Source organism: Vibrio sp. V04_P4A5T148 (genome assembly GCF_963875605.1).
GTDB classification, from domain to species: domain Bacteria; phylum Pseudomonadota; class Gammaproteobacteria; order Enterobacterales; family Vibrionaceae; genus Vibrio; species Vibrio anguillarum.
The window spans coordinates 156,132-179,371 of record NZ_CAWNMS010000025.1 but is presented as its reverse complement, the minus strand read 5'-3'; the positions used below and the strand labels follow the sequence as shown (position 1 = coordinate 179,371).

At 45.9% G+C, this 23,240-nt stretch carries 24 protein-coding genes and 1 pseudogene; 15 read left to right on the top strand and 10 right to left on the bottom strand.

What is annotated here, in order from left to right:
- Positions 1-210: 210 nt before the first annotated feature.
- The 7 genes from priA (at position 211) to rraA (ending at position 8,062) form a co-directional block, all read left to right on the top strand.
- Positions 211-2,412, top strand: a complete 2,202-nt coding sequence (priA, locus tag AACT18_RS04395) for a primosomal protein N' (RefSeq protein ID WP_013855848.1) — start codon at positions 211-213, stop codon at positions 2,410-2,412.
- A 305-nt stretch (positions 2,413-2,717) separates the two neighbouring features.
- Complete coding sequence (gene cytR / locus AACT18_RS04390; RefSeq protein ID WP_017043195.1) at positions 2,718-3,725, top strand: DNA-binding transcriptional regulator CytR; 1,008 nt, start codon at positions 2,718-2,720, stop codon at positions 3,723-3,725.
- Between the two features lie 102 nt (positions 3,726-3,827).
- Positions 3,828-4,370 carry an SPOR domain-containing protein gene (locus AACT18_RS04385; RefSeq protein WP_013855850.1) on the top strand — a complete coding sequence of 181 codons (543 nt, stop codon included), beginning with the start codon at positions 3,828-3,830 and terminating at the stop codon, positions 4,368-4,370.
- A gap of 120 nt (positions 4,371-4,490) precedes the next feature.
- On the top strand, positions 4,491-5,057 hold the full coding sequence (hslV, locus tag AACT18_RS04380; protein ID WP_010317615.1) for an ATP-dependent protease subunit HslV: 567 nt from the start codon (positions 4,491-4,493) through the stop codon (positions 5,055-5,057).
- A gap of 35 nt (positions 5,058-5,092) precedes the next feature.
- The gene (gene hslU / locus AACT18_RS04375) at positions 5,093-6,424 is read left to right on the top strand and encodes an HslU--HslV peptidase ATPase subunit (RefSeq protein WP_094124733.1); all 1,332 of its coding nucleotides are present in this window, start codon (positions 5,093-5,095) and stop codon (positions 6,422-6,424) included.
- Between the two features lie 122 nt (positions 6,425-6,546).
- The gene (locus tag AACT18_RS04370) at positions 6,547-7,464 is read left to right on the top strand and encodes a 1,4-dihydroxy-2-naphthoate polyprenyltransferase (protein WP_017043197.1); all 918 of its coding nucleotides are present in this window, start codon (positions 6,547-6,549) and stop codon (positions 7,462-7,464) included.
- 76 nt (positions 7,465-7,540) lie between these two features.
- Entirely contained in the window at positions 7,541-8,062 is a 522-nt protein-coding gene (rraA, locus tag AACT18_RS04365; RefSeq protein WP_026027418.1) for a ribonuclease E activity regulator RraA, read from the top strand.
- Between the two features lie 98 nt (positions 8,063-8,160).
- Here the strand turns inward: rraA and AACT18_RS04360 are convergent.
- Positions 8,161-9,434: pseudogene (locus tag AACT18_RS04360) on the bottom strand (MATE family efflux transporter).
- Positions 9,435-9,581: 147 nt separating this feature from the next.
- A complete protein-coding gene (gene tpiA / locus AACT18_RS04355) occupies positions 9,582-10,355 on the bottom strand; it encodes a triose-phosphate isomerase (RefSeq protein ID WP_088729193.1) in 774 nt (257 codons plus the stop codon).
- Positions 10,356-10,647: 292 nt separating this feature from the next.
- On the opposite strand from tpiA, the gene AACT18_RS04350 reads away from it, so the two are divergent.
- Both AACT18_RS04350 and AACT18_RS04345 read left to right on the top strand, forming a co-directional pair.
- Complete coding sequence (locus AACT18_RS04350; RefSeq protein WP_017043199.1) at positions 10,648-10,995, top strand: 5-carboxymethyl-2-hydroxymuconate Delta-isomerase; 348 nt, start codon at positions 10,648-10,650, stop codon at positions 10,993-10,995.
- Between the two features lie 17 nt (positions 10,996-11,012).
- Positions 11,013-11,438, top strand: coding sequence for a DUF805 domain-containing protein (locus tag AACT18_RS04345; protein WP_029190043.1), 426 nt, complete (start codon positions 11,013-11,015; stop codon positions 11,436-11,438).
- Positions 11,439-11,515: 77 nt separating this feature from the next.
- Here AACT18_RS04345 and AACT18_RS04340 read toward each other — a convergent pair whose 3' ends face one another.
- Both AACT18_RS04340 and AACT18_RS04335 read right to left on the bottom strand, forming a co-directional pair.
- Entirely contained in the window at positions 11,516-11,854 is a 339-nt protein-coding gene (locus AACT18_RS04340) for a DUF3135 domain-containing protein (RefSeq protein WP_094124734.1), read from the bottom strand.
- 116 nt (positions 11,855-11,970) lie between these two features.
- The gene (locus AACT18_RS04335; RefSeq protein WP_094124735.1) at positions 11,971-12,588 is read right to left on the bottom strand and encodes a helix-turn-helix transcriptional regulator; all 618 of its coding nucleotides are present in this window, start codon (positions 12,586-12,588) and stop codon (positions 11,971-11,973) included.
- A 252-nt stretch (positions 12,589-12,840) separates the two neighbouring features.
- Between AACT18_RS04335 and AACT18_RS04330 the strand changes: the two genes are divergently transcribed.
- The 3 genes from AACT18_RS04330 (at position 12,841) to AACT18_RS04320 (ending at position 15,583) form a co-directional block, all read left to right on the top strand.
- A complete protein-coding gene (locus AACT18_RS04330) occupies positions 12,841-13,131 on the top strand; it encodes a co-chaperone GroES (protein WP_010317634.1) in 291 nt (96 codons plus the stop codon).
- Positions 13,132-13,200: 69 nt separating this feature from the next.
- On the top strand, positions 13,201-14,835 hold the full coding sequence (gene groL / locus AACT18_RS04325; RefSeq protein WP_013855861.1) for a chaperonin GroEL: 1,635 nt from the start codon (positions 13,201-13,203) through the stop codon (positions 14,833-14,835).
- A gap of 190 nt (positions 14,836-15,025) precedes the next feature.
- On the top strand, positions 15,026-15,583 hold the full coding sequence (locus tag AACT18_RS04320; protein ID WP_026027420.1) for a VC2662 family protein: 558 nt from the start codon (positions 15,026-15,028) through the stop codon (positions 15,581-15,583).
- 49 nt (positions 15,584-15,632) lie between these two features.
- Here the strand turns inward: AACT18_RS04320 and AACT18_RS04315 are convergent, their stop codons facing one another.
- Positions 15,633-16,106 (bottom strand): MgtC/SapB family protein, encoded by a 474-nt coding sequence (locus AACT18_RS04315; RefSeq protein WP_013855863.1) that lies wholly within the window; start codon positions 16,104-16,106, stop codon positions 15,633-15,635.
- A gap of 72 nt (positions 16,107-16,178) precedes the next feature.
- Positions 16,179-17,201 carry an EF-P beta-lysylation protein EpmB gene (epmB, locus tag AACT18_RS04310; protein WP_019282863.1) on the bottom strand — a complete coding sequence of 341 codons (1,023 nt, stop codon included), beginning with the start codon at positions 17,199-17,201 and terminating at the stop codon, positions 16,179-16,181.
- A 33-nt stretch (positions 17,202-17,234) separates the two neighbouring features.
- Here epmB and efp point away from each other — a divergent pair, with 33 nt between their 5' ends.
- A complete protein-coding gene (efp, locus tag AACT18_RS04305) occupies positions 17,235-17,801 on the top strand; it encodes an elongation factor P (protein ID WP_017043203.1) in 567 nt (188 codons plus the stop codon).
- A 124-nt stretch (positions 17,802-17,925) separates the two neighbouring features.
- Here efp and frdD read toward each other — a convergent pair whose 3' ends face one another.
- From frdD to frdA, 4 genes are read right to left on the bottom strand one after another with little or no spacing between them, the layout of a single operon-like run.
- The gene (gene frdD, locus AACT18_RS04300) at positions 17,926-18,303 is read right to left on the bottom strand and encodes a fumarate reductase subunit FrdD (protein ID WP_010317640.1); all 378 of its coding nucleotides are present in this window, start codon (positions 18,301-18,303) and stop codon (positions 17,926-17,928) included.
- 12 nt (positions 18,304-18,315) lie between these two features.
- Entirely contained in the window at positions 18,316-18,699 is a 384-nt protein-coding gene (gene frdC, locus AACT18_RS04295; RefSeq protein ID WP_017043204.1) for a fumarate reductase subunit FrdC, read from the bottom strand.
- Positions 18,700-18,701: 2 nt separating this feature from the next.
- Positions 18,702-19,460, bottom strand: a complete 759-nt coding sequence (locus AACT18_RS04290; RefSeq protein ID WP_013855867.1) for a succinate dehydrogenase/fumarate reductase iron-sulfur subunit — start codon at positions 19,458-19,460, stop codon at positions 18,702-18,704.
- Positions 19,460-21,274, bottom strand: coding sequence for a fumarate reductase (quinol) flavoprotein subunit (gene frdA, locus AACT18_RS04285; protein ID WP_013855868.1), 1,815 nt, complete (start codon positions 21,272-21,274; stop codon positions 19,460-19,462). The genes AACT18_RS04290 and frdA overlap by 1 nt, the downstream gene beginning before the upstream one ends.
- Positions 21,275-21,518: 244 nt before the next feature.
- Between frdA and epmA the strand changes: the two genes are divergently transcribed.
- Both epmA and AACT18_RS04275 read left to right on the top strand, forming a co-directional pair.
- Positions 21,519-22,493 carry an elongation factor P--(R)-beta-lysine ligase gene (epmA, locus tag AACT18_RS04280; protein ID WP_094124736.1) on the top strand — a complete coding sequence of 325 codons (975 nt, stop codon included), beginning with the start codon at positions 21,519-21,521 and terminating at the stop codon, positions 22,491-22,493.
- A gap of 156 nt (positions 22,494-22,649) precedes the next feature.
- Positions 22,650-23,084, top strand: coding sequence for a rhodanese-like domain-containing protein (locus AACT18_RS04275; protein WP_010317649.1), 435 nt, complete (start codon positions 22,650-22,652; stop codon positions 23,082-23,084).
- The last annotated feature ends 156 nt before the right edge of the window (positions 23,085-23,240 follow it).

The following is a 23,240-nucleotide window of genomic DNA, read 5'->3' as shown; positions in this document are numbered from 1 at the left end:
GTTAATAAAAAAATGTTGATACCGCTGACTGCTTAACATCAAGCAAGAAGCCATATCATCAAGGCGCGATATATTAATGAATCCTCTTCAGTGGATCAAGCCATTTCGCCGCTATTTTCGCCACATTTTTGTCCAATGACGAAGCTCGAATTTCGGTGACGCATCCAGTAGACTGTCTTTTCACATTTTTTGTAGAACGAACGGTCGATTATGCGCCCCACCATTGCACGCGTTGCCTTACCTGTCCCATTGGATAAGCAGTTTGATTATCAGATCCCAAGTCATCTGTTTCCGATTGTTGGTGGACGAGTGTCGGTGCCATTTGGTCGGCAAACGCTGGTGGGTATCGTCACCGCTATAGTCAGTGAGTCTGAGTTTTCAGTCGATCAATTAAAGCCGCTAAAAGCGGTGCTCGATAGCCAGCCAGTCTGGCCAGAGAAACTCTATCAATTGCTGTTGTGGTGTAGCCAGTTTTATCAATACCCATTAGGCGACACGCTATTTAATGCATTGCCTGGCGCATTACGCAAAGGGAAAGCGGCCGATTTTTCGACCTTAGTGGAGTGGCAACTGACGCCCAGTGGGCGCGATCAACTCATGCAAGGATTCGGGCGAGCGGTAAAGCAAGCCAAAGTGATGACGATGCTTGAGTCTGGCGCTGTGCCCCATCAACTGTTTATTGATGAAGAGGTAGGTAGCAGCGTACTCAAAACCTTACAAGAGAAAGGCTGGATAGAATCACTGGAAAAACGGCCGACACTGACGGCTTGGCCGCAAAATGTTGAAGCGGATGTGGAAAAGCCCAAGCTCAACCAAGAACAAGCGATCGCGATTGCTTCAATTAATAGCCATCACCATTTCGCATGCTATTTACTTGAAGGAGTCACCGGTTCAGGGAAAACCGAAGTTTATCTAAACTTAATCAAGCCCGTTTTAGAAAAAGGACGTCAGGCATTGGTACTGGTGCCTGAGATTGGTCTAACACCACAAACCATTAACCGCTTTCGTAAGCGATTTAATGTGCCAGTTGCCGTGGTCCACTCGGGGCTCAATGAAACCGAGCGCCTCAACGCGTGGTTAGCGGCGCGTGATAATATTGCGGGCATTATCATTGGTACTCGCTCAGCGCTGCTAACGCCTTTTGCAGACCTAGGTATCATCATTGTTGATGAAGAGCACGACGCTTCGTATAAACAGCAAGATAGCCTACGCTACCATGCAAGAGATGTTGCGGTAATGCGTGCAAACCTTGAGCAGATCCCGATTGTGCTTGGTTCTGCCACTCCAGCATTAGAAACGTTGCATAATGCATTGAGCGGCAAATATCATCACTTAAGCTTAACTCAGCGTGCGGGCGTAGCGGTTCCCACTAAAAACAAGGTGTTGGATGTGAAAGGCCTGTTTTTAGAGAGTGGTTTATCAGCGCCGCTGATTGCTGAGATGAGAAAACACCTCAGCGCAGGTAACCAAGTGATGCTGTTTCTCAATCGCCGCGGCTTCTCGCCCGCGCTGATGTGCCATGAATGCGGTTGGATTGCCGAGTGTAAACGTTGCGATGCGTACTATACCTTTCACCAATATAGCAGTGACATGCGTTGTCACCATTGTGGCTCGCAACGTCCGGTGGTTCATCAGTGTCAAGGTTGTGGTTCCACTCAGTTGGTTACGGTTGGGGTAGGTACCGAGCAACTTGAAGCGCAACTGGCGCAGCTTTTCCCCGAATATAAAACGGTGCGTATTGATCGCGATAGTACGCGTCGTAAAGGCAGTTTAGAAAGTGCGTTATCATCGATTCGCCAAGGTGAGTATCAGATTTTAATTGGCACGCAGATGCTCGCTAAAGGGCACCATTTTCCCGATGTGACTTTAGTAGCGTTATTGGATGTGGATGGTTCGCTATACAGCAGTGATTTTCGCGCCGCCGAACGCTTGGCGCAGCTATTTACTCAAGTGGCAGGTCGAGCAGGGCGCGCTAGTAAACCCGGCGAAGTGATTTTACAAACGCATCACCCGGAACACAGTTTGCTGCAAGCATTGTTGCAAAAGGATTATCGTCATTTTGCAGAAACCGCGTTAGAAGAGCGGAAAATAGCGATGTTGCCACCTTACACCTATCTCACACTGTTTAAAGCGGAATCCAATCAAGCTTCGATGGTGGAAGAGTTTTTACGCCAAATTAGGCATACGTTAGAAGCGCATCCGTTATTTGATGATTCGTGCTTAGTATTAGGGCCAACCCCAGCCCCATTGGCGAAAAGAGCGGGCAAATATCGCTGGCAGTTATTACTGCAAACTCAGCATCGCTCCAAAATGCAAAAACTATTGATGAGTGCTAAGCCTGCGATTGGACTGTTACCATTAGCCAAGAAAATTCGCTGGTCGTTAGATATTGAACCGCAAGATCTCAGTTAAACCTCCGTAGCGTTTTCGATGAAATGAGATGTAACATATTGAAGCAATCGAGTGCTAAAACGGTTACTGTTATTTTTGTCAGCCTATTTAATCCTCTCTAATGTGAGTGGCTTCACGCTTATTATGTAAAATTTGTTAATCTGACCGTAACTTTCTGGGTGGAAATGAATAGACTATCACTCATATATCCGCTGTGAATAACAGCTCAGCGTTCAAAATGGATAACCAGATTTTACAACCGGATTTTATAAACATAACAACGGGTGATTTCAGCCCAGTAACAACTTTTAAAGAGGTTAATTTCTATGGCGACAATGAAGGATGTTGCCCAGCTTGCAGGTGTATCAACCGCCACAGTATCTAGGGCGTTGATGAACCCTGAAAAAGTATCATCTTCAACGCGAAAGCGTGTCGAAGATGCTGTTTTGGAAGCTGGTTACTCACCAAATTCTCTCGCTCGCAACTTACGCCGTAATGAATCTAAAACCATTGTCGCTATCGTGCCTGATATTTGTGACCCTTACTTCACAGAGATCATTCGTGGTATCGAAGATGCGGCGATGGAACATGGTTATTTAGTACTGTTGGGTGATAGTGGTCAGCAGAAAAAGCGAGAAAGTTCGTTAGTTAACCTCGTATTTACTAAGCAGGCCGATGGCATGTTGTTGCTGGGAACTGATTTGCCGTTTGATGTTAGTAAGCCGGAGCAAAAAAACCTGCCACCTATGGTCATGGCATGTGAATTTGCGCCAGAACTTGAGTTGCCGACGGTACATATTGATAACCTTACTTCAGCGTTTGAAGCGGTGAACTATTTGACGCAGCTCGGGCACAAACGCATCGCGCAAATATCGGGGCCAGCAGAGGCCACGCTGTGTAAGTTCCGCCATCAAGGTTATCAACAAGCTTTACGCCGCGCAGGAATTACCATGAACCCTAATTATTGCACTTATGGTGATTTTACTTTTGAAGCTGGGGCTAAAGCACTGCGCCAATTATTGGCGTTATCTGAGCCACCCACAGCCATTTTTAGTCATAATGACAGTATGGCGATCGGTGTCATTAAGGAAGCCAAAAAATTGGGTTTGCGCGTTCCACAAGATATTTCAGTGGTGGGATTTGATGATATTCAATTTGCGCTCTACTGCGATCCACCGTTAACGACCATCTCACAGCCGCGCTATGAGATAGGGCGTCAAGCGATGCTCATGATGCTCGATCTTCTTCGCGGTCAAGAGGTTGGCGCAGGTTCTCGACTATTAGAAACCAAGTTAGTGATTCGAGAAAGCGCAGCGCCTCCTCGCTTGAGCTAACCACATGCAGCGCATTTTTGATGCGCTGCAACTCTTTCAACACTATTAAGTCGTTGGAAACTGCATTAACATTGGCACAAACCATCAACTTTTGAATTCTCTGTGGCTAATAAAGATTATGTAAGGCGCGGTCGTAGTCCGAAAAAGCCTACCCCGAAAAAAACAGCTCCACGTCGTAAACCTTGGCGTAGTGGCTTATTGGCACTGTTGCTCGTTTCCGGTTTTGGTTATGGGCTGTTCTTACTCAGCCGTGATCCTGAGCCGCCTCAAGCGGTTGTGGTTCCTACAAAACCAGTCGCAAAACCTAAGCCAGAGAAAGTGATCCCACCGCCCCCAGAGGAAAAATGGGATTACGTGGATAGCTTGCCGAAACGTGAAGTAGAAGTGGTAGCCAAAGAACAAAAAGTGTCTGAAATCCCTTATATCATGCAGTGTGGGGCGTACAAAACCTCGGCACAGGCTGAAAGCCGTAAACTTGATATCGCGTTTCAGGGTTTAAAAAGTGAAATCCGAAAAACGGAAGGCAGCAGTTGGTATCGCGTGGTATTAGGGCCATACAAATATAAGCGTGATGCGCAGCGTGACGAGCATAAATTACAACGCGCTAAAATTGAGCCGTGCGCCATTTGGACTGAACCACAATAAGAGCGATCACTCACCGCATCCAATCGATTCGCGGTGAGTGTTTTTTGTGACTTGAAATCTTCCCCAACCATCCTCATATATTTGCTAACTCCATCGTGAAAACAAATAAGAGGTCCTGTCGTGACTACCATCGTCTCTGTACGTCGTAATAATAAAGTTGTCATCGCCGGTGACGGACAAGTATCGCTCGGTAATACCGTAATGAAAGGCAACGCGCGCAAGGTTCGCCGTCTGTACAATAATCAAGTCTTGGCAGGGTTTGCAGGTGGCACAGCCGATGCGTTTACCTTGTTTGAGCGCTTTGAAAGTAAGCTGCAAATGCATCAAGGTCATCTTACTAAGGCCGCGGTTGAGCTGGCAAAAGATTGGCGTAGTGACCGAGCACTGCGTAAGCTAGAAGCGATTTTAGCGGTGGCAGATGAAACGGCATCACTCATTATTACGGGCAATGGTGACGTCGTTCAACCAGAAAACGACCTGATTGCTATCGGTTCGGGTGGTAATTTTGCCCAAGCTGCGGCGACCGCATTATTAGAAAATACCGATTTAGATGCACGTGAAATCGCTGAAAAAGCACTGAAAATTGCGGGCGACATTTGCGTGTTTACCAACCATTTCCACACTATCGAAGAACTAGAAATACCGGCGGAATTGCTACTGCAACAAACAGTGACCACCGAAAAATAAAGACAGTGTTAGGGTAAAGAATTAAGGAAAATCTGATGTCTGAAATGACTCCACGTGAAATTGTTCACGAATTAAATCGCCATATTATTGGTCAAGATAAAGCCAAACGTTCGGTGGCGATTGCGCTGCGTAATCGCTGGCGTCGCATGCAGCTCGAAGAGAGCTTGCGCGCCGAAGTAACGCCGAAAAACATTTTGATGATTGGTCCAACTGGGGTGGGAAAAACGGAAATTGCTCGTCGTCTCGCCAAGCTTGCCAACGCACCATTTATTAAAGTGGAAGCGACCAAATTTACCGAAGTGGGTTATGTTGGTAAAGAAGTGGAAACCATTATTCGCGATTTAACCGATGTTGCGGTAAAAATGACTCACCAGCAAGCGATGGAAAAAGTGCAATTTCGCGCGCAAGAGCAAGCAGAAGAGCGTATTTTAGATGCTTTATTGCCGCCAGCTCGTGATGCTTGGGGAGAGAATGAAAAGGGCGAAGAGAGCTCGAACACTCGCCAAATCTTCCGTAAAAAGTTGCGTGAAGGAAAGCTCGACGACAAAGAGATTGAAATCAATGTCGCTGTCCCTCAAATGGGGGTTGAAATTATGGCACCTCCAGGCATGGAAGAGATGACCAATCAGCTGCAAGGTTTGTTTCAGAACCTTGCAGGGGATACCAAGAAAAAACGCAAACTCAAAATCAAAGAGGCCTTCAAAGCTTTGACTGAGGAAGAAGCGGCAAAATTGGTCAATCAGGAAGAGCTGAAAGATCAAGCTATTTTTAATGTTGAAAATAACGGTATTGTCTTCATCGATGAGATTGACAAAATCTGTAAACGCGGCGAAAGCTCAGGTCCAGATGTATCGCGTGAAGGGGTGCAACGTGATTTGCTACCTTTGATTGAGGGCAGTACCGTCTCGACTAAGCACGGCATGGTTAAAACTGATCATATCCTCTTTATTACGTCGGGTGCATTCCAAGTGGCGAAGCCCTCTGATTTAATCCCCGAGTTGCAAGGCCGCTTGCCGATTCGCGTCGAACTTGAAGCATTATCGAGCCATGACTTTAAACGTATTTTGACTGAGCCGAAAGCTTCTCTGACCGAGCAGTATATTGCGCTGATGAAGACGGAAGATGTGAGTATTGAATTCACTGAGGATGGCATCACTCAAATTGCGGAAGCCGCGTGGAAAGTGAATGAAACCACGGAAAATATCGGCGCACGTCGCCTGCATACCGTGATGGAGCGTTTGATGGATGAAATCTCATTTGATGCAACAGAAAAACCGGGCTCCTCAATGATTATCGATGCAGCTTACGTCAAGCAGCGCCTAGGTGAGTTAGTCGAGAATGAAGATTTGAGCCGCTTTATTCTTTAGCGGGTCGAATGGCCAGTACACTGTTTGTAGCCCGTCCAAAGTGACGGGCTTTTTATTGCCGTGTTATACTCGCCAGCAGAACAGTATATACTGACCCCTTTTTTGAACGGCAGTGACCTTGCATGAAGAATTCGCTCCATATCTGGCTTGATGCGGCCAGGCCTAAAACGCTCCCTCTCGCGCTAGTTTCTATTTTAACGGGCAGCGCGTTAGCTTTCTCATCGGGCCATTTTTCGTTGCCAGTAGCGCTGCTTGCTCTGCTTACCGCAACTTTATTACAAATCTTATCCAACCTTGCAAATGATTATGGTGATGCGGTCAAGGGTACGGATAATGAGGCTCGCTTAGGGCCAATCAGAGCGATTCAATCCGGTGCGGTGACGCTCGATGATATGAAGCAAGCGATGCTGATTAACATCACATTGACAGTTATCTCGGGTTTGGTGTTGATTTTTTATGCACTGGATAGCGTGCAAAGTATTCTGGCTTTTGTCGGGCTGGGCGTGCTCGCTATTGTGGCCGCGATTGCTTACACGGTCGGTAACAAACCCTACGGTTATGTCGGCTTAGGTGATTTATCCGTATTCATTTTCTTTGGTTTACTTGGGGTGTCTGGAACCTATTTCTTGCATACCGGCCATGTGGAGCCGAGCCTGTTCTTACCCGCGTTAGGCTGTGGCTTATTGGCGGTCGCTGTGCTCAATGTCAACAATATGCGTGATATTGAAAATGATGCAGTTTGCGGAAAAAAAACCGTTGCCGTACGTCTTGGGCAAACGCGCGCCAAGCAATATCACTTTATGCTATTGGCGGGTGCGGTGATCGCTTTTGCTTGGTATTTAGTGATGCAAAGCAGCCCAACGTGGATAAGTTTGCCCTTTTTGTTGAGCATTGTGGTAGTGGTAAAACACAGTAAAGCGGTGTGGGTTAGTGATCAACCTGCGCAGATAGCACCTATGATGCCCGCTATCGTCAAATGTTCACTGATCACCAACTTGTTGTTTGTTGGAATTGTTATAGCTCAAACTCTGACGAGTTAATTGTCGCTTGTCATTGCAATGACTTAATGACCCTATATACTCGGTGAAGATAATTTTCGGCAAGAGAAGAACCATTATGGAATACAACACCTCTGCGTTATGTGATATTTATCTCGACCAAGTCGATGTGGTGGAGCCAATGTTTAGTAACTTTGGTGGAAGCGCATCCTTTGCTGGCCAGCTTACGACGATTAAATGTTTTGAAGATAATGGCTTAATCCGTGAAGTATTAGAGCAAGATGGGCTAGGACGGGTGCTGTTAATTGATGGTGGTGGTTCACTGCGCCGTGCGCTGATTGATGCAGAATTGGCCGCTCTTGCTGAAGAAAATGAGTGGGAAGGCATCGTTGTTTACGGTTGTGTCCGCGAAGTGGATGAACTCGAAGAGATGAGCATCGGCATCCAAGCGCTTGCCTCTATTCCTGTTGGAGCATCCAATCAAGGTATCGGTGAAGTGGATGTGCCTGTCAATTTTGGTGGCGTCACTTTCCTACCTGAAGATTATTTGTACGCTGATAATACGGGTATTATTTTATCTCCTGAGCCTTTAAATGTGGATATGGACTTAGATGATGACCTTGACGAGATTGAAGAGTAGCGCTGAAAGGCGATGCTTCTAAGTGATAAAGCCAGCATGAATGCTGGCTTTTTTATATTTAGTTCACCACGACGTACTCAACCAGATAAATGGTAGCATTAGCGAAACAGGTAAGTTCGTTTTAGACGCAGGGCGTAGTAATAACCCAGCAGCCCACCTAAGGTATTGCCTGCGGCAATCCCGATAAACAGCCCTTCGACATCATAGAGATACGAACCTAACCACGCGGCAGGAAGAGTGAACACAAATAGCCGCATCACGCTCCACTGAAAGGCGCGCATGGGTTGATGCAATGCATTCAATCCAGAGACAAGCATCATCACAATGCCTTGAAAGCCATAGCTCAGTGGCACCACCAGCAAATAGTGCCACAATAGATCGCGCACCGAGGGCTCTTGAGAAAATAGGGCTGACAAAGGGATGCTCAGCGGTACCATCATCGCAAAAATCATCAATTGAAATACGATAGAAAAACGCATGCTTAGGAACAGGCCAGCAAAGCTACGCTCAATATTTTTTGCGCCGATGTTTTGTGCCATAAAGGGAGTCAGTGCTGAGGTTAGTGACATCAAGACCAAAATGAGTATCGACTCAATACGCTGCGCGGCGCCGTAAGCGGCTACTGCAGCCGTGCCATGACTGGCCAGCATCATCATTAATAGCGCGCCAGAGAGTGGATTCATTGCATTGGAGAGTGCCGCTGGTGTGCCCACTTTTAAGATCTGCTGCCAATCATGCCATAAAGTAGGAAAATACGGCCATGCCAATAATTTTTCTCTTTTGATTAAGACATATAGCGATCCGCACAGTGCGCCTAACCAACTGAATGCACTGGCAATAGCAGCACCTTGGATTCCTAATTCAGGGAAAGGGCCATAACCAAAAATCAGCAGCGGATCGAGCAGACCGTTAATACAACCTGCGAGCATCATAATTTTAGCCGGTGTTTTGGTGTCACCCGTGGCTCGAATTGCGCTGTTACCAGCCATGGGAATAACGAGCAAAGGAATGGTCAAATACCAAACCTGCATGTATTGCTCAATCAAAGGGATTAAATCGTCACCAGCACCACAGCCAGTAACACGCCGTGACTGGAAAAACGCGCTGCATTTTTAGCGTCACCTTGACCGAGTAAGCGGCCAATACTCGTCGAAAGTCCAATACCAATTCCCATGGTGATGCAGTTAACCGCAAAGGTGACGGGAAAGGTAAAACTGATGGCGGCAAGAGATTCGGTGCCCAGCAGTGAGATAAAAAAGGTGTCGACCAAGTTAAACATCAAAATCGCGATCAAACCAAAAATCATTGGGATCGTCATTTGACTGAGCACATTTGGAATTGGGGCGGTTAATAGGCCGTGTTTATCGTGCATTACTGGCAACGTAGGTTAAGCAAAACGTTAGGATACTTGATTCTGGCGATCGCGACTATAGCTGCTGGGATGGGAAGTGTGACGCGAGTGAAGAAACAAAAAAGGCCAGCAAATGCTGACCTTCTTAACGATAATTAGTGTGAATAATTACGCTTTTTTCGCTTCAGCTGCTGCTTTTGCGATAGCTGCAAAGCTTTTCGCATCAAGTGCTGCGCCGCCAACTAGAGCACCATCAATGTCTGGTTGTGCGAAGTAAGCTGCTGCATTTTCAGGTTTTACAGAACCGCCGTATTGGATAACGACATTCTTCGCGACTGCTTCTGATTTTGCAGCAATGTGCGCGCGAATGGCAGCGTGAATACGTTGAGCATCATCTGCTGTTGCTGCTTTACCTGTGCCGATCGCCCAGATTGGTTCGTAAGCGATGATCGCACCTTCTAGCGCTTCAACACCTTGAGTGTTGATCACAGCGTCAAGTTGACGTGCACATACGGCTACTGTTTCGCCAGCTTCGTTTTGTGCTTCAGATTCACCGATACAAAGTACTGGTGTTAGGCCATTTTCTTTTAGGAATGCAAATTTTTGCGCCACAAATTCATCGGATTCGTTGTGGTATTCACGACGCTCAGAGTGACCAATGATGATGTGTGTTGCACCGAATTCTTTCAGCATTGCTGGAGACATATCGCCAGTGAATGCGCCACTGTTGTGTACGTCGCTGTTTTGGGCACCCAGAATGATCGCGCTACCCGCATCGGTCAGAGTGCGCTCTGCTAGGTCAATAAAAAGTGCTGGTGGAGCAACGGCTACGTCAACACCAGTTACGCCTTCAAGCTCTGTATTCAGACCATTTAGCAGCTCAACAACCATCTCTTTGCTGCCGTTTAGTTTCCAGTTACCCATAACTACAGGATGACGCATAGGAATATCTCCATTATCTATCAAAGTTAAAATGAATGAATGTCAAAAATAAACGTGATTGCGAAAGAATATAACAGATAAAATCGGTCAGATCATGATTCGAGTCATGACTTTATGGGATCTTAAGCAATGCGTGACACCCCTTATCAGTGATCAAATAGACAGAATAGCCGATAATGGCTCGGATTTTACGAGATTAATTGCTATTAGTGGCTGTTAAAAGAAAAGCTAGTGATACCAATAAGGCTCACTAGTGTTGAAATTTGATCATGAATGAAGAAAAGGAATTCGTATGCCCAACCTTGTTATGGAATACTCGAACTCTGTGGATGAGCGTGTGAATGTTCAAGGGTTATTGGAAGATCTTCACCAAGTCGCACTTCGCTGCGGATTATTTGACGCTGACTCAGTGAAATCACGGGCGCTACGCTGCCACCATTGGTGTATTGGTGAAGAAGGCGACAGTGTTGATTTTATTCACCTCAGCTTTGATTTGCTGTCAGGGCGGACACCTGAACAAAAAAGAGAGTTGTCACGTCAATTAATGGCGGTATTGCAACAGCAAGCTAGTCAAGTCAGGAGTCTGACCGTGAATGTGCGTGATATGGATAAAGATTGCTTCCAAAAGGTTGTAAATTAACCATTTTAGGTAACAAGATGTCAATTAAAGAACTGCTATTTTCATTTCAAGGACGCATCGGGCGCAAAGTATTTTGGATGTGGAATCTCTGTTATTACGCGTCCATTATGGGCTTCGCACTCGCTGCAAACCAAATGTTTCCTGCCTATACGCACCTGATCTTGCCGCTGTTTTTGCTAGTGGTGTTACTGCCTGATTTGGCCATCACGGTAAAACGTTGGCATGACAGAGATAAGTCTGCTTGGTGGTTATTGCTTAATGTCCCCTTGGTGATAGGCCGTATGAGTATGCCTTTTGCTAGTGCCGAGATTGCCACTCAAGCCAGTATGACAGAGTCATTGGTATCGCTGGTCGCACTGGTTTGTGGCTCATGGATTTTAGTCGAATGTGGTTTTATGAAGGGAACGCAAAGCCGCAACCGCTACGGACCTGAACCTGAGTAAACTTGATAGAAAACAAATTGATAAAACAACAGGAGGCCAATGCCTCCTGTTGTTTTAAAAAGCTTCAAATAGCGAGGTTAACGCCAGTCGCTGTGGCGCGGCACAAATGGAATGATGGTCGCGCTCGGTTGAGTGCGCGTCGATTCGCCATCTAAGGCATTTCTAAATTTCATCATCTGTTCGCCGAGCTCACGCATCAGCATAACATTAGCATGGACAGGGTTTTTGCATTGGCTCACCACCAAGTCAATGTGACTTTGCTGAGCCCATAACCTGTCTTGCATGTTGTTGGAAGAGGAGAGGATCATCTCTTCACAGATATCTTTTTTCAGTTGCGTAAAGGCATCTGGATTATGTTTGGCAAGTTCAACCAACTCATCAAAAGAAGGTAAGGCCTGTTTTTGAGGGGGCTCCATATCTTTCTCCTTTACACTATTTCTCTGTTGATTATTTTATCAACACAATGAAAGCATAACCGATCAATAAGGTAGGAGTTGGAACGAAATCGCCATTTCTTACTAATGAGACGATCTTAGCGTGGTGTGATTTGATAACGGCAGCGACGCTCACCCATAATGATGTGTTCGCTCCGCTCAACTACATATTGCTCACCGATCAACGTTTGGAAAATATTAAGTTCAGATTGGCACAGATTAGGGCAGCGTGCCGCAGCTTTACAGATGGGGCAATGGTTCTCAATTAAAGTGTAACTGTTCGCTGATGGTATGAGCTCTGCCATATAGCCTTCTTGCTCACGAAGCGTCACTAGCTTAGCTAGTTTTTCTTCTAAACTGTGGCAATCAATTAATGCTTGTTGATACTGTGCTAATGTGTGAGCTTCACGCTCTGCTGCCACTTTGGCTAGCCCTTCTTTACCAAAAAGGTGCTCAACTGCATCAATTACTTGGATGATCAACTCGCCATGCCGATCAGCAAATTTGTCGTGGCCTTGTTGTGTCAAAGACCAGTGTCGAGTAGGGCGTCCGACTTTTACTTTGACATCATGAAACGCCACAATGCCATCATCTTCCAAACTTTGTAGGTGTTGGCGAGCCCCCATGGTGGTAATTCCTAGGTCGTCGGCCAGTCGTTTAGCGGTTACCGCTCCATCGCGTTTGATGGTTTGAAGTATTCGGTCAATGGTTTTCATCGCATTCCTCTGTTTGCCTTATCTATTATGAAGAAGCAGCTTAATAAAGCAAATTATTGACTATACAGGATGAGCCGCTAGTAACTTTTGTCAGCACAGAACCAAGATTCGCTATCAATTCGTTAAATAGATCACAAAATTTTCGCTTTCCCCCCTTGGGATCCCTTGCTTGCTCCCCCACATATCACTCACGAGCTGAGTAATCAGCCTTTTCATAAACCTAACGGAAAATCTAATCAGGAGAGACGACCGATGAACATTCGTCCATTACACGACCGAGTTATCGTTGAACGCCAAGAAGTTGAATCTAAATCTGCTGGTGGCATTGTTCTAACAGGTTCCGCTGCAGAGAAATCGACTCGCGGCGTCATCTTAGCAGTAGGCAAAGGCCGAATCCTTGAAAATGGTTCGGTACAACCGCTGGATGTCAAAGTAGGTGATACGGTTATTTTTGCAGAAAGCTACGGTACTAAAACGGAAAAGATCGACGGTAAAGAAGTGCTCATTATGTCTGAAAACGACATCATGGCGATTGTCGAGTAAGCATTGAGTAATTTTTGCTCTGATTCAAAAACGATTGATTAAAACAGAATTTAGAAAAGGAAATTAAAGATGGCTGCTAAAGACGTTAAATTTGGTAACGATGCACGTATTAAAATGCTAGAAGGCGTTAATATTCTAGCCGATGCAGTAAAAGTCACCCTTGGCCCTAAAGGCCGTAACGTTGTGATAGATAAATCGTTTGGTTCACCTATTATCACCAAAGATGGTGTCACTGTTGCGCGTGAAATTGAACTGGAAGACAAATTCCAGAACATGGGTGCACAAATGGTGAAAGAAGTTGCTTCTCAAGCTAACGATGCCGCGGGTGACGGAACGACAACCGCAACGGTATTAGCGCAAGCGATCATCACTGAAGGCTTGAAAGCTGTAGCAGCGGGTATGAACCCAATGGATCTTAAGCGTGGCATCGACAAAGCTGTCGTGGCGGCGGTTGAAGCGTTGAAAGAGCTTTCAGTACCTTGTTCAGACACTAAAGCGATTGCGCAAGTGGGTACTATTTCTGCGAACTCGGATTCAAGCGTGGGTAACATCATTGCTGAAGCGATGGAAAAAGTGGGCCGAGATGGCGTTATCACTGTTGAAGAAGGCCAAGCACTGCAAGATGAACTCGATGTAGTGGAAGGTATGCAGTTTGATCGTGGTTACCTATCTCCTTACTTCATTAATAACCAAGAAGCGGGCAGTGTTGATCTAGATAGCCCATTCATCCTATTGGTTGATAAGAAAATTTCTAACATTCGCGAACTGCTTCCTGCACTTGAAGCGGTAGCAAAAGCTTCTCGTCCACTACTGATTGTGGCGGAAGATGTTGAAGGTGAAGCATTGGCGACGCTGGTTGTGAACAACATGCGTGGCATTGTAAAAGTTGCTGCCGTGAAAGCACCTGGTTTTGGTGATCGCCGTAAAGCGATGCTACAAGACATTGCTACCCTAACGGGCGGTACTGTGATTTCTGAAGAGATCGGTCTTGAGCTTGAAAAAGTGACCTTGGAAGATCTAGGCCAAGCGAAGCGCATCTCTATCACTAAAGAAAACACCACCATCATTGATGGTGCAGGTGAAGAGCAAGCCATTAAAGGTCGCGTTGCACAAATTCGTCAACAAATTGAAGACGCAACTTCAGATTACGACAAAGAAAAACTACAAGAGCGCGTGGCCAAACTGGCAGGTGGCGTTGCAGTGATCAAAGTCGGTGCAACCACTGAAGTTGAAATGAAAGAGAAGAAAGATCGCGTAGAAGATGCACTGCATGCAACTCGCGCAGCCGTTGAAGAAGGCGTGGTTGCGGGTGGTGGTGTTGCACTGATCCGTGCGGCTGCTAAAGTTGCGGGCCTTGAAGGTGACAACGAAGAGCAAAACGTAGGTATTCGTGTTGCACTACGTGCGATGGAAGCACCAATTCGTCAAATCGTGAAAAACGCGGGCGAAGAAGATTCTGTTGTGGCTAACAATGTTCGCGCTGGTGAAGGTAACTATGGTTACAACGCTGCGACGGGTGAATATGGCGATATGATCGACATGGGTATTTTGGATCCAACCAAAGTGACTCGTAGTGCTCTACAGTTTGCAGCTTCAGTCGCGGGCCTCATGATCACCACAGAAGCTATGGTGACTGAGCTACCGAAGAAAGAAGCGGCAATGCCTGATATGGGCGGCATGGGCGGTATGGGAGGGATGATGTAATCATCCTCTCTCAATAAGAAACCGGAGCTTGCCTCCGGTTTTTTTTCGCATAATTAGCTCAATCCTGACGTTTGAGTGATCCGACTCTTCTAGACTTCGTCTCTTCACTGATCACAATTTGGTGATGATGTGAGTGAAATAGCGTGAACAAACCAAATATTAACGGTTTCATTGGTCAATGGAGATCTTTATGAAAAAAGTACTTTCAGCACTAGCCGTAGTGGCTGCGTTATCTTCTTCTGTTGCGATGGCTGGCACTCCAGTTATGTTTTCTTCCATCAATAACTTCAATGCACCGGATGAAAATGCGGTATCAGGCGTTCGTGTTGCGGCTCTTTACGGTAAAGTGAATGAGGTTAAAGGCTTAGATCTCGCCGTTGTTGGATTATCTGAAACTGACTCTACGACGGGTGTAAATTTAGGTCTTTTAGGGGCATCGAAAGTCAATCAAGAGATGACCGGTGCTTCACTCGGTTTGTTAAACTGGAATACAGGGCAGACCGTGGGTGCTAACGTGGGTGTAGTGAATCTGACCAACAATGTACAAGGTGCTAACGTCAGTCTAGTGAACTACTCTGAAGGTAATACCATGGTTGATGTTGGTGCAGCAAACTTCTCTGATACATCGAAAGTGCAAGTGGGTTTGTTCAACAAAACCACAAAAATTGAAGGTGTTCAGGTTGGTCTAATTAACTGTGCGGATAACGGTTTCTTTAAGTGTTTTCCTATCATCAACTTTGCTAAATAGCCGATGAATTGAAATCGAAAGAGCAGCATCAAGCTGCTCTTTTTTCACCTTATGTACGACGACGAAAGCGTTGATGAACACCACGGCGCAAACTTTGAAAGCTATTTTCTACCTTATCCACGCCATACAACACACACAATGCTAATACCGTGATAATGATGGATTGCTGTAAGTAACCAAGACCGATCATTAATCCCAGTGATGCCAGTACCCAAATAACAGCGGCTGAGGTGACGCCATGGATTTTCCCATCTTGAGTCATCATCACGCCTGCGCCTAAAAAACCAACCCCAGTAATAATTTGTCCAAGCACGCGAGCTTGATCTAAAGTGTTAGGGGACAGTGATACGGCCATCGCTAGAAAGAGATAAGTCCCTGAGATGATTAATATTGATGTGCGAATGCCCACCGGTTTACCGCGGGTCTGGCGTTCAACGCCAATCAGTAACCCATTGATAGCACAGCACAATAATGCAGACCAACTGAATGGACTAAGATCAAGAAATTGTCCGAGAGATTGCATGATGGTTTTCCCAAAAGTATGAAGGTAAGAGTTCGTTGATTGACACCGAACCGCTCTTTTGAAGTTCTGTAATTACTCAAGATGCAGATCGAGTGGCGTTTTACTGGCTCTGCCACCGATTTCTCGAGTTAGCTTAGCAACAAGATAGCCCGATACTCGCTCAATGACACCTGCCATTATTTCTTTTGCTTTTTGATCACTAACAAAAAAGTGCGCTGCGCCTTGCACTTTATCCAGCACATGCAAGTAGTAAGGCAAAATTCCTGCATCAAATAACGTTTCGCTGAGCGCGACTTGCGCGTCAACGCTATCATTGACACCTTTTAACAATACACCTTGGTTGAGTAAGGTAACATTGATGGCGCGCAGACGACTCATCTGCTGTTTGAATTCTAGATTGATTTCATTGGCATGGTTAATGTGCGTCACCAAAATGACTTGTAAGCGAGTTTCACGCAGCAGATCACACAATGCATCGGTGATTCGAGCGGGGATCACCACGGGTAAGCGCGAGTGAATACGCAATCGTTTAATATGAGGCACGCTGCTGATTGCATCGATGAGCCAACGCAGTTCTTCATCTTTCGCCATTAACGGATCACCGCCCGATAAAATGACCTCATTGAGTTCGGGATGCGCGGCAATATAGTCGACACTTTGCTGCCACACCTGCTTTGAGCCTTTATTCTCTTGGTAGGGGAAATGACGACGAAAGCAGTAACGGCAGTTAATCGCACAACCACCTTTGACTATCATTAGCACTCGGTTGCGGTATTTATGCAGCAATCCCGGAATGGCATTGTTTTGCTCATCAAGCGGATCATTTGAGTACCCATCATGCCATTCAAACTCTTCATTGAGTGGTAAAACTTGACGCAACAGGGGATCGTAAGGGTTTCCTTTTTCCATGCGATCGACAAAACTTTGTGGCACTCGTAGTGCGAAGAGTTTGCGTGCGGCAAACCCGTTTTGCCAAAGGGCAGGATCAATCTCTAACTGCTGGAGAAGCTCGGCAGGGTTTGAGATCGCATTCGTTAATTGTTGAAGCCAGTTTTGCTCAACAGAATCAAGTTTTCGGGTTATTATATGCGGCATTGAATTTAACTCGAAGAATGGTAAGAGGAAAAAATGGCTACTGTTAGCACGAATGAATTTAAAGGCGGTCTCAAAATTATGCTTGATAATGAGCCTTGTGTCATTCTCGAAAATGAATATGTGAAACCAGGTAAAGGCCAAGCCTTCAACCGTGTCAAAATCCGTAAACTTCTTTCTGGCAAAGTGTTGGAAAAAACATTTAAGTCAGGTGATTCAGTAGAAACGGCTGACGTAATGGATATCGACCTTGATTATCTCTATAACGACGGCGAATTCTACCACTTTATGAATAATGAAACATTCGAGCAAATTGCGGCGGATAATAAAGCGGTGGGTGAAAGCGCAAAATGGCTAGTGGAAAACAACACTTGCATGTTGACGCTTTGGAACGGTAACCCAATTGCGGTAACGCCACCAAACTTTGTTGAACTGGAAGTGGCTGAAACTGATCCGGGCTTGAAAGGTGATACGCAAGGTACGGGTGGTAAACCCGCTACGTTGGTCACTGGTGCTGTGGTACGTGTGCCACTGTTCATCTCTATCGGTGAAGTGATCAAAGTGGATACCCGCTCTGGCGAATACGTAGGTCGAGTCAAATAATCACCTAAAAGTAAGTAAGAAGGTCGCTCGGTAAGCGGCCTTTTTTATTGCTCCAAAGCTGAGTGAGTGCCGTAATAAAAAAGAGCTGCCGAGGCAGCTCTTTGATGTCATCACTTTTCTATCTTTAAATCATAAAGATAAAAACGACTGCGAGCGCGGAAATCAGCCCAGCAAACGCATAACAAGCGATTTTACCCACTAAACCGGTGTGGAATTTTAGGTCATGCATACCGTGATGGACACGGTGCATGGCATGCCACATCGGTAAGGCTAATGTGCCAATGATAAACAGTGCGCCGATGATGCTAGTCGCAAAACTCGAAACGCGTTCATAACTCATTGCTTCAGCATCGATAATGCCTAATGGTGCTAAAATACCCAACACGAGAATGGTGATCGGGGTAATCATCGCAAACCATGTTCCACCAGCACCAAACAGCCCCCACCAGATAGGTTCATCAGAACGTTTTGGCGTGCGATTTACCTTATAATTGTTGTTCATGACTATAAGCTCCTACACCACGATGAGAACAATCAGTGAGATAAACGCAACCGCTGCCCACTGAGTTAAGACGATGATTTTCTTGTCGATTAGCTTACCCTTCAAGCGGATTGGCATCACTTGCGGCATCATGCTAAAGAAGGTTTGTGCATGCAGCAAACTCCCCGCCAACGCGACAATATTGATTGCGACCACAATTGGGTTTGCCATAAAGCTTAGCCAGCCTTCCCATGCTTCAGGGCCTTTAACCAAGCAGCCCAAGCCAAAGGTAAGGAATAAGGTAAAGAATATCAGTGGCAGTACCGTGGCTTCACGCAACATGTAGAAGCGGTAGAATGGGTGATCTTTCCACCAAGTACGTGTCATTTCACGAACGTAAGGTTTACGGTTACTCATCCTTATCCCTCCACTTTCTTTGGTGAACCGTCAGGTTTTAGCATGGCAATCACGAAGTCCATTGAAGACTCAACTTTGCCTTGGTTGACGGCTGCTGCTGGATCAACGTGTTTTGGACACACTTCAGAGCAGTAACCAACAAAGGTACAACCCCAAGCACCGTTATCACCATTGATAAGCTTCATACGCTCGGCTTTACCATGGTCACGGCTATCTAAGTTGTAGCGGTGAGCAAGGGTTAATGCTGCAGGACCAATAAACTCAGGGTTCAAACCAAACTGAGGGCAGGCCGCGTAGCAAAGACCGCAGTTAATACAACCAGCAAATTGTTTGTATTTGGCCATTTGCTCTGGCGTTTGTAAGTTGGTGCCATCTTCAGGTTTGCGATCGTTGCCAATGATGTAGGGTTTAATGGCTTCAAGACGCTCGATAAACGAAGTCATATCCACGATCAAATCTTTTTCAATTGGGAAGTTGGCTAAAGGTTCAATTTTCACGCCATTAGGGTAATCGCGCAGGAAGCTTTTACAAGCCAATTTAGGTACGCCATTAACCATCACACCACACGAACCGCAGATCGCCATACGGCAAGACCAGCGATAAGAGAGATCCTTATCGAGGTTATCTTTGATGTAGCCAATCGCGTCGAGCACTGACATGGTGTCATCAAAAGGAACTTCAAACGCTTGCAGGTGTGGCTTAGCATCTTTTTCTGGGTCGTAGCGCAAAATGTCTACTTTTTGAATGCGATTTGCTGACATTATTTTTGCTCCTCTGCGCTTTTCTCTTCTGCCGCTTTTTCCGCGGCGGCAGCCTGTTCTGCCGCTTCACCATAGAGACGAGCTTTCGGCTGAGATTTCGTGATCTTAACCGCGCTGTAGTCGATACTTGGAGCGGCATCAGGTTGATAGAAAGCTAAAGAGTGCTTGAGGTAGTTCACATCATCACGCTCAGTACAACCTTCGTCTAAACGCTGATGCGCACCGCGAGATTCTTTACGCAAGATAGCTGAGTGAACCATAGCTTCAGCCACTTCAAGGCCATAACCGACTTCGATAGCGTACAGAAGGTCGGTGTTGAACACTTTGCCTTTATCTTTAATGCTAATGTTCTTGTAGCGTGCTTTTAGCTCGGTGATTTTATCAATCGTCGCTTGCATTAAATCTTCTTGGCGGTAGATACCACAACCCGCTTCCATGGTGTGACCCATCTCAGTGCGAATGGTGGCCCAGTTTTCATCACCTTCTTGGTTCATTAACGCTGCAATACGCTCTTCTACGGCTTTGACTTGTTTGGCGATAGATTCATCGTTCCAACCTTTGAATTCCGCTGCGCGTTTCACTGCACTTTCACCCGCAACGCGGCCAAAAACCACAAATTCAGCTAACGAGTTAGAACCCAAACGGTTTGCACCATGCAAGCCAACCGAGGCACATTCGCCGACAGCAAACAGACCTTTGATGCGCGTTTCACATTGACCGTCCGTTTCGATACCACCCATGGTGTAGTGTACGGTTGGGCGAATTGGGATCGGCTCTTTTGCTGGATCAACGTTGACGTAAGCTTTCGCCAATTCGCAGATAAACGGCAAACGCTCTTGTAAGTACTCTTCACCGAGGTGGCGAAGATCAAGCAGCACAACATCACCAAGCGGATGTTTGATGGTGTTGCCTTTCTGTTGTTCATGCCAGAAAGCTTGAGAAACTTTGTCGCGAGGACCGAGTTCCATGTATTTATTTTTAGGCTGACCCACCGGAGTTTCTGGGCCCATACCGTAATCTTGCAGATAACGATAGCCATTTTTATTGACGATGATACCACCTTCACCGCGGCAGCCTTCCGTCATCAAAATACCCGTGCCAGGTAGGCCAGTTGGGTGGTATTGCACGAACTCCATATCGCGTAGAGGGACGCCATGACGATAAGCCATCGCCATACCATCGCCAGTTACAATGCCGCCGTTGGTGTTGCAGTGGTACACACGGCCCGCGCCACCAGTGGCTAATACCACAGATTTTGCTTTGATGGTTACTAGCTCACCTTCGGACATATGAATCGCGATAAGCCCTTGAACTTCGCCATCTTCAACAAGTAGATCCACCACGAAATACTCATCAAATCGATTGATTTGTGGGTACTTCATTGAAGTTTGGAAGAGGGTGTGCAGCATGTGGAAGCCTGTTTTGTCAGCCGCAAACCAAGTACGCTCGACTTTCATGCCACCAAAACGGCGTACGTTTACTTCGCCATTTTCTTTACGGCTCCATGGGCAACCCCACTGTTCCATTTGCACCATCTCGCGGGTCGAGTTGGCCACAAAATATTCAACAACATCCTGTTCACATAGCCAATCTCCACCACCAACGGTATCGTTGAAGTGGTTGTCAAGGCTATCTTCTTCCTTGATAACTGCTGCTGAGCCTCCTTCCGCTGCAACCGTATGAGATCGCATAGGATAAACTTTAGAAATCAGAGCAACTTCTAAATCAGGGTTTGCTTCAGCGGCTGCAATTGCAGTGCGAAGACCAGCGCCGCCTGCGCCGATGACTGCGATATCTGTGGTGATAATTTGCACAGTTATCCTCCGGTGTGTGATGCGGAAAATCCGCTTGTTATAGTTAAAGGTTCGTAAGCCTTAAGTGGTACGGGTAGTGTAGAAGAGCTGTGTAAGGAAAAAATTGATTCTGTTAGGTTTTTGCTTCGGAAGTGCAAGCGCGAGCATACTTATTTTTCTTTGTGTGATAATAATCACGTTAGAATTTGGAATTGCGCTTCAAGTCAGTAAAATTCATATCATCCAAACTTATGTGTGCCAGAACATGAATAGAAAAAACTGGATGCCAACCGCATCAATATCACAACTCAAACAGCGTGCTCAGTTACTCAAGCAGATCCGCCATTTCTTTGAACTACGAGATGTATTGGAAGTCGATACACCAGCCATGAGTCATGCCACGGTAACCGACATTCATTTGCAAACCTTCCAAACCCAATTTGTTGGTCCAGGGTATGCTGATGGCCGTCAACTCTATTTAATGACAAGCCCGGAGTTTCATATGAAACGACTTTTGGCGGCGGGGAGTGGTTCGATTTATCAGATCAATAAAGCGTTTCGCAACGAGGAAAATGGTCGCTATCACAACCCAGAATTTACGATGTTAGAGTGGTATCGGGTTGGTTTTACTCACCATGATTTAATGGATGAGATGGATCAATTGCTGCAACTTATTTTGCAGTGTGGATCGGCGCAGAAGATGAGCTACCAACAAGCATTTTTGCAGGTACTTGGGGTTTGTCCGTTAGAAGGCTCAATGGACGAGTTAAAAGCGGCTGCGAGCCGATTAGGTCTAAGTGACATTGCTGAGCCAGAAGAGGATAGAGATACCTTACTGCAACTGCTATTTAGTGTCGGTGTTGAGGTGGAAATTGGTCAACAGGTACCCGTTTTTGTTTACGATTTTCCTGCATCACAAGCGGCACTAGCTAAGATTAACCCGCAAGATCATCGTGTTGCGGATCGCTTTGAGGTCTATTTCAAAGGGATTGAACTTGCGAATGGTTTTCATGAGCTGGACAACCCACAAGAGCAACTGGCTCGTTTTGAAGCGGATAACCAAAAGCGTAAAACGATGGGGCTGGTCGAACAGCCGATTGATTACCACTTGATAGCAGCGTTAGAGGCTGGCTTACCTGAATGTTCAGGAGTAGCGCTTGGTATTGATCGCTTGATTATGCTGGCGTTAGGCCAAGATCATATTGATAACGTGACGGCTTTTCCTTTTCCGATAGCTTAAGCTTTTAAGCTGATGTGGATTGCGCGCTTGTAGTGCGATGAGCGCGCTGAAAAACGGCAACAGTTTCTTATTATGCAATGTAAGCCCTCGCGTCTGGCTGACAACCTCGTTATACTCCTTGTCTGATTTTAAGCCCACATTGCAAGAGCACAGAATATGCAAGAGTACATCGAATTTTTCCAACACAATATGATTCTATCTTTGGCATGGGTAGGTATTCTCGTCGCCTTAATCATGAGCATCGTGAAATCAACCACGGCAGCCTATAAAGAGATCACCGCTTCACAAACGACGCTTTTAATGAATCGTGAAAACGGTGTTGTTGTCGATATCCGCACGAAAGATGAATTTAAAAAAGGTCATATTACCGATGCGGTTCACATTTTACCGTCAGATATTAAATCCGGTAACTTGGCTAGCCTTGAAAAGCACAAGTCTGACCCAATCATTGTGGTATGTAAAACGGGTCAAACCGCGCAAGAGAGTGCCAACCTGCTTGCTAAAGCTGGGTTTGAGAATGTGAATTTACTGAAAAATGGTCTTGTAGCTTGGAATGAAGCGAACTTGCCATTGGTTCGTGGCAATAAATAATTCACTGATCGCGGTTATCTTGAACTGAGTGTGCTGGCTGAAAAGCCAGCATTTGATGCTAAGAGTTGTGATGTTTTCCACGTAATCGTGAGCTCATCTAGTCATTCGAAATCAGCTCGGTTAGTCTAAAAGCAACACTGAATTTGTAAGTATTTA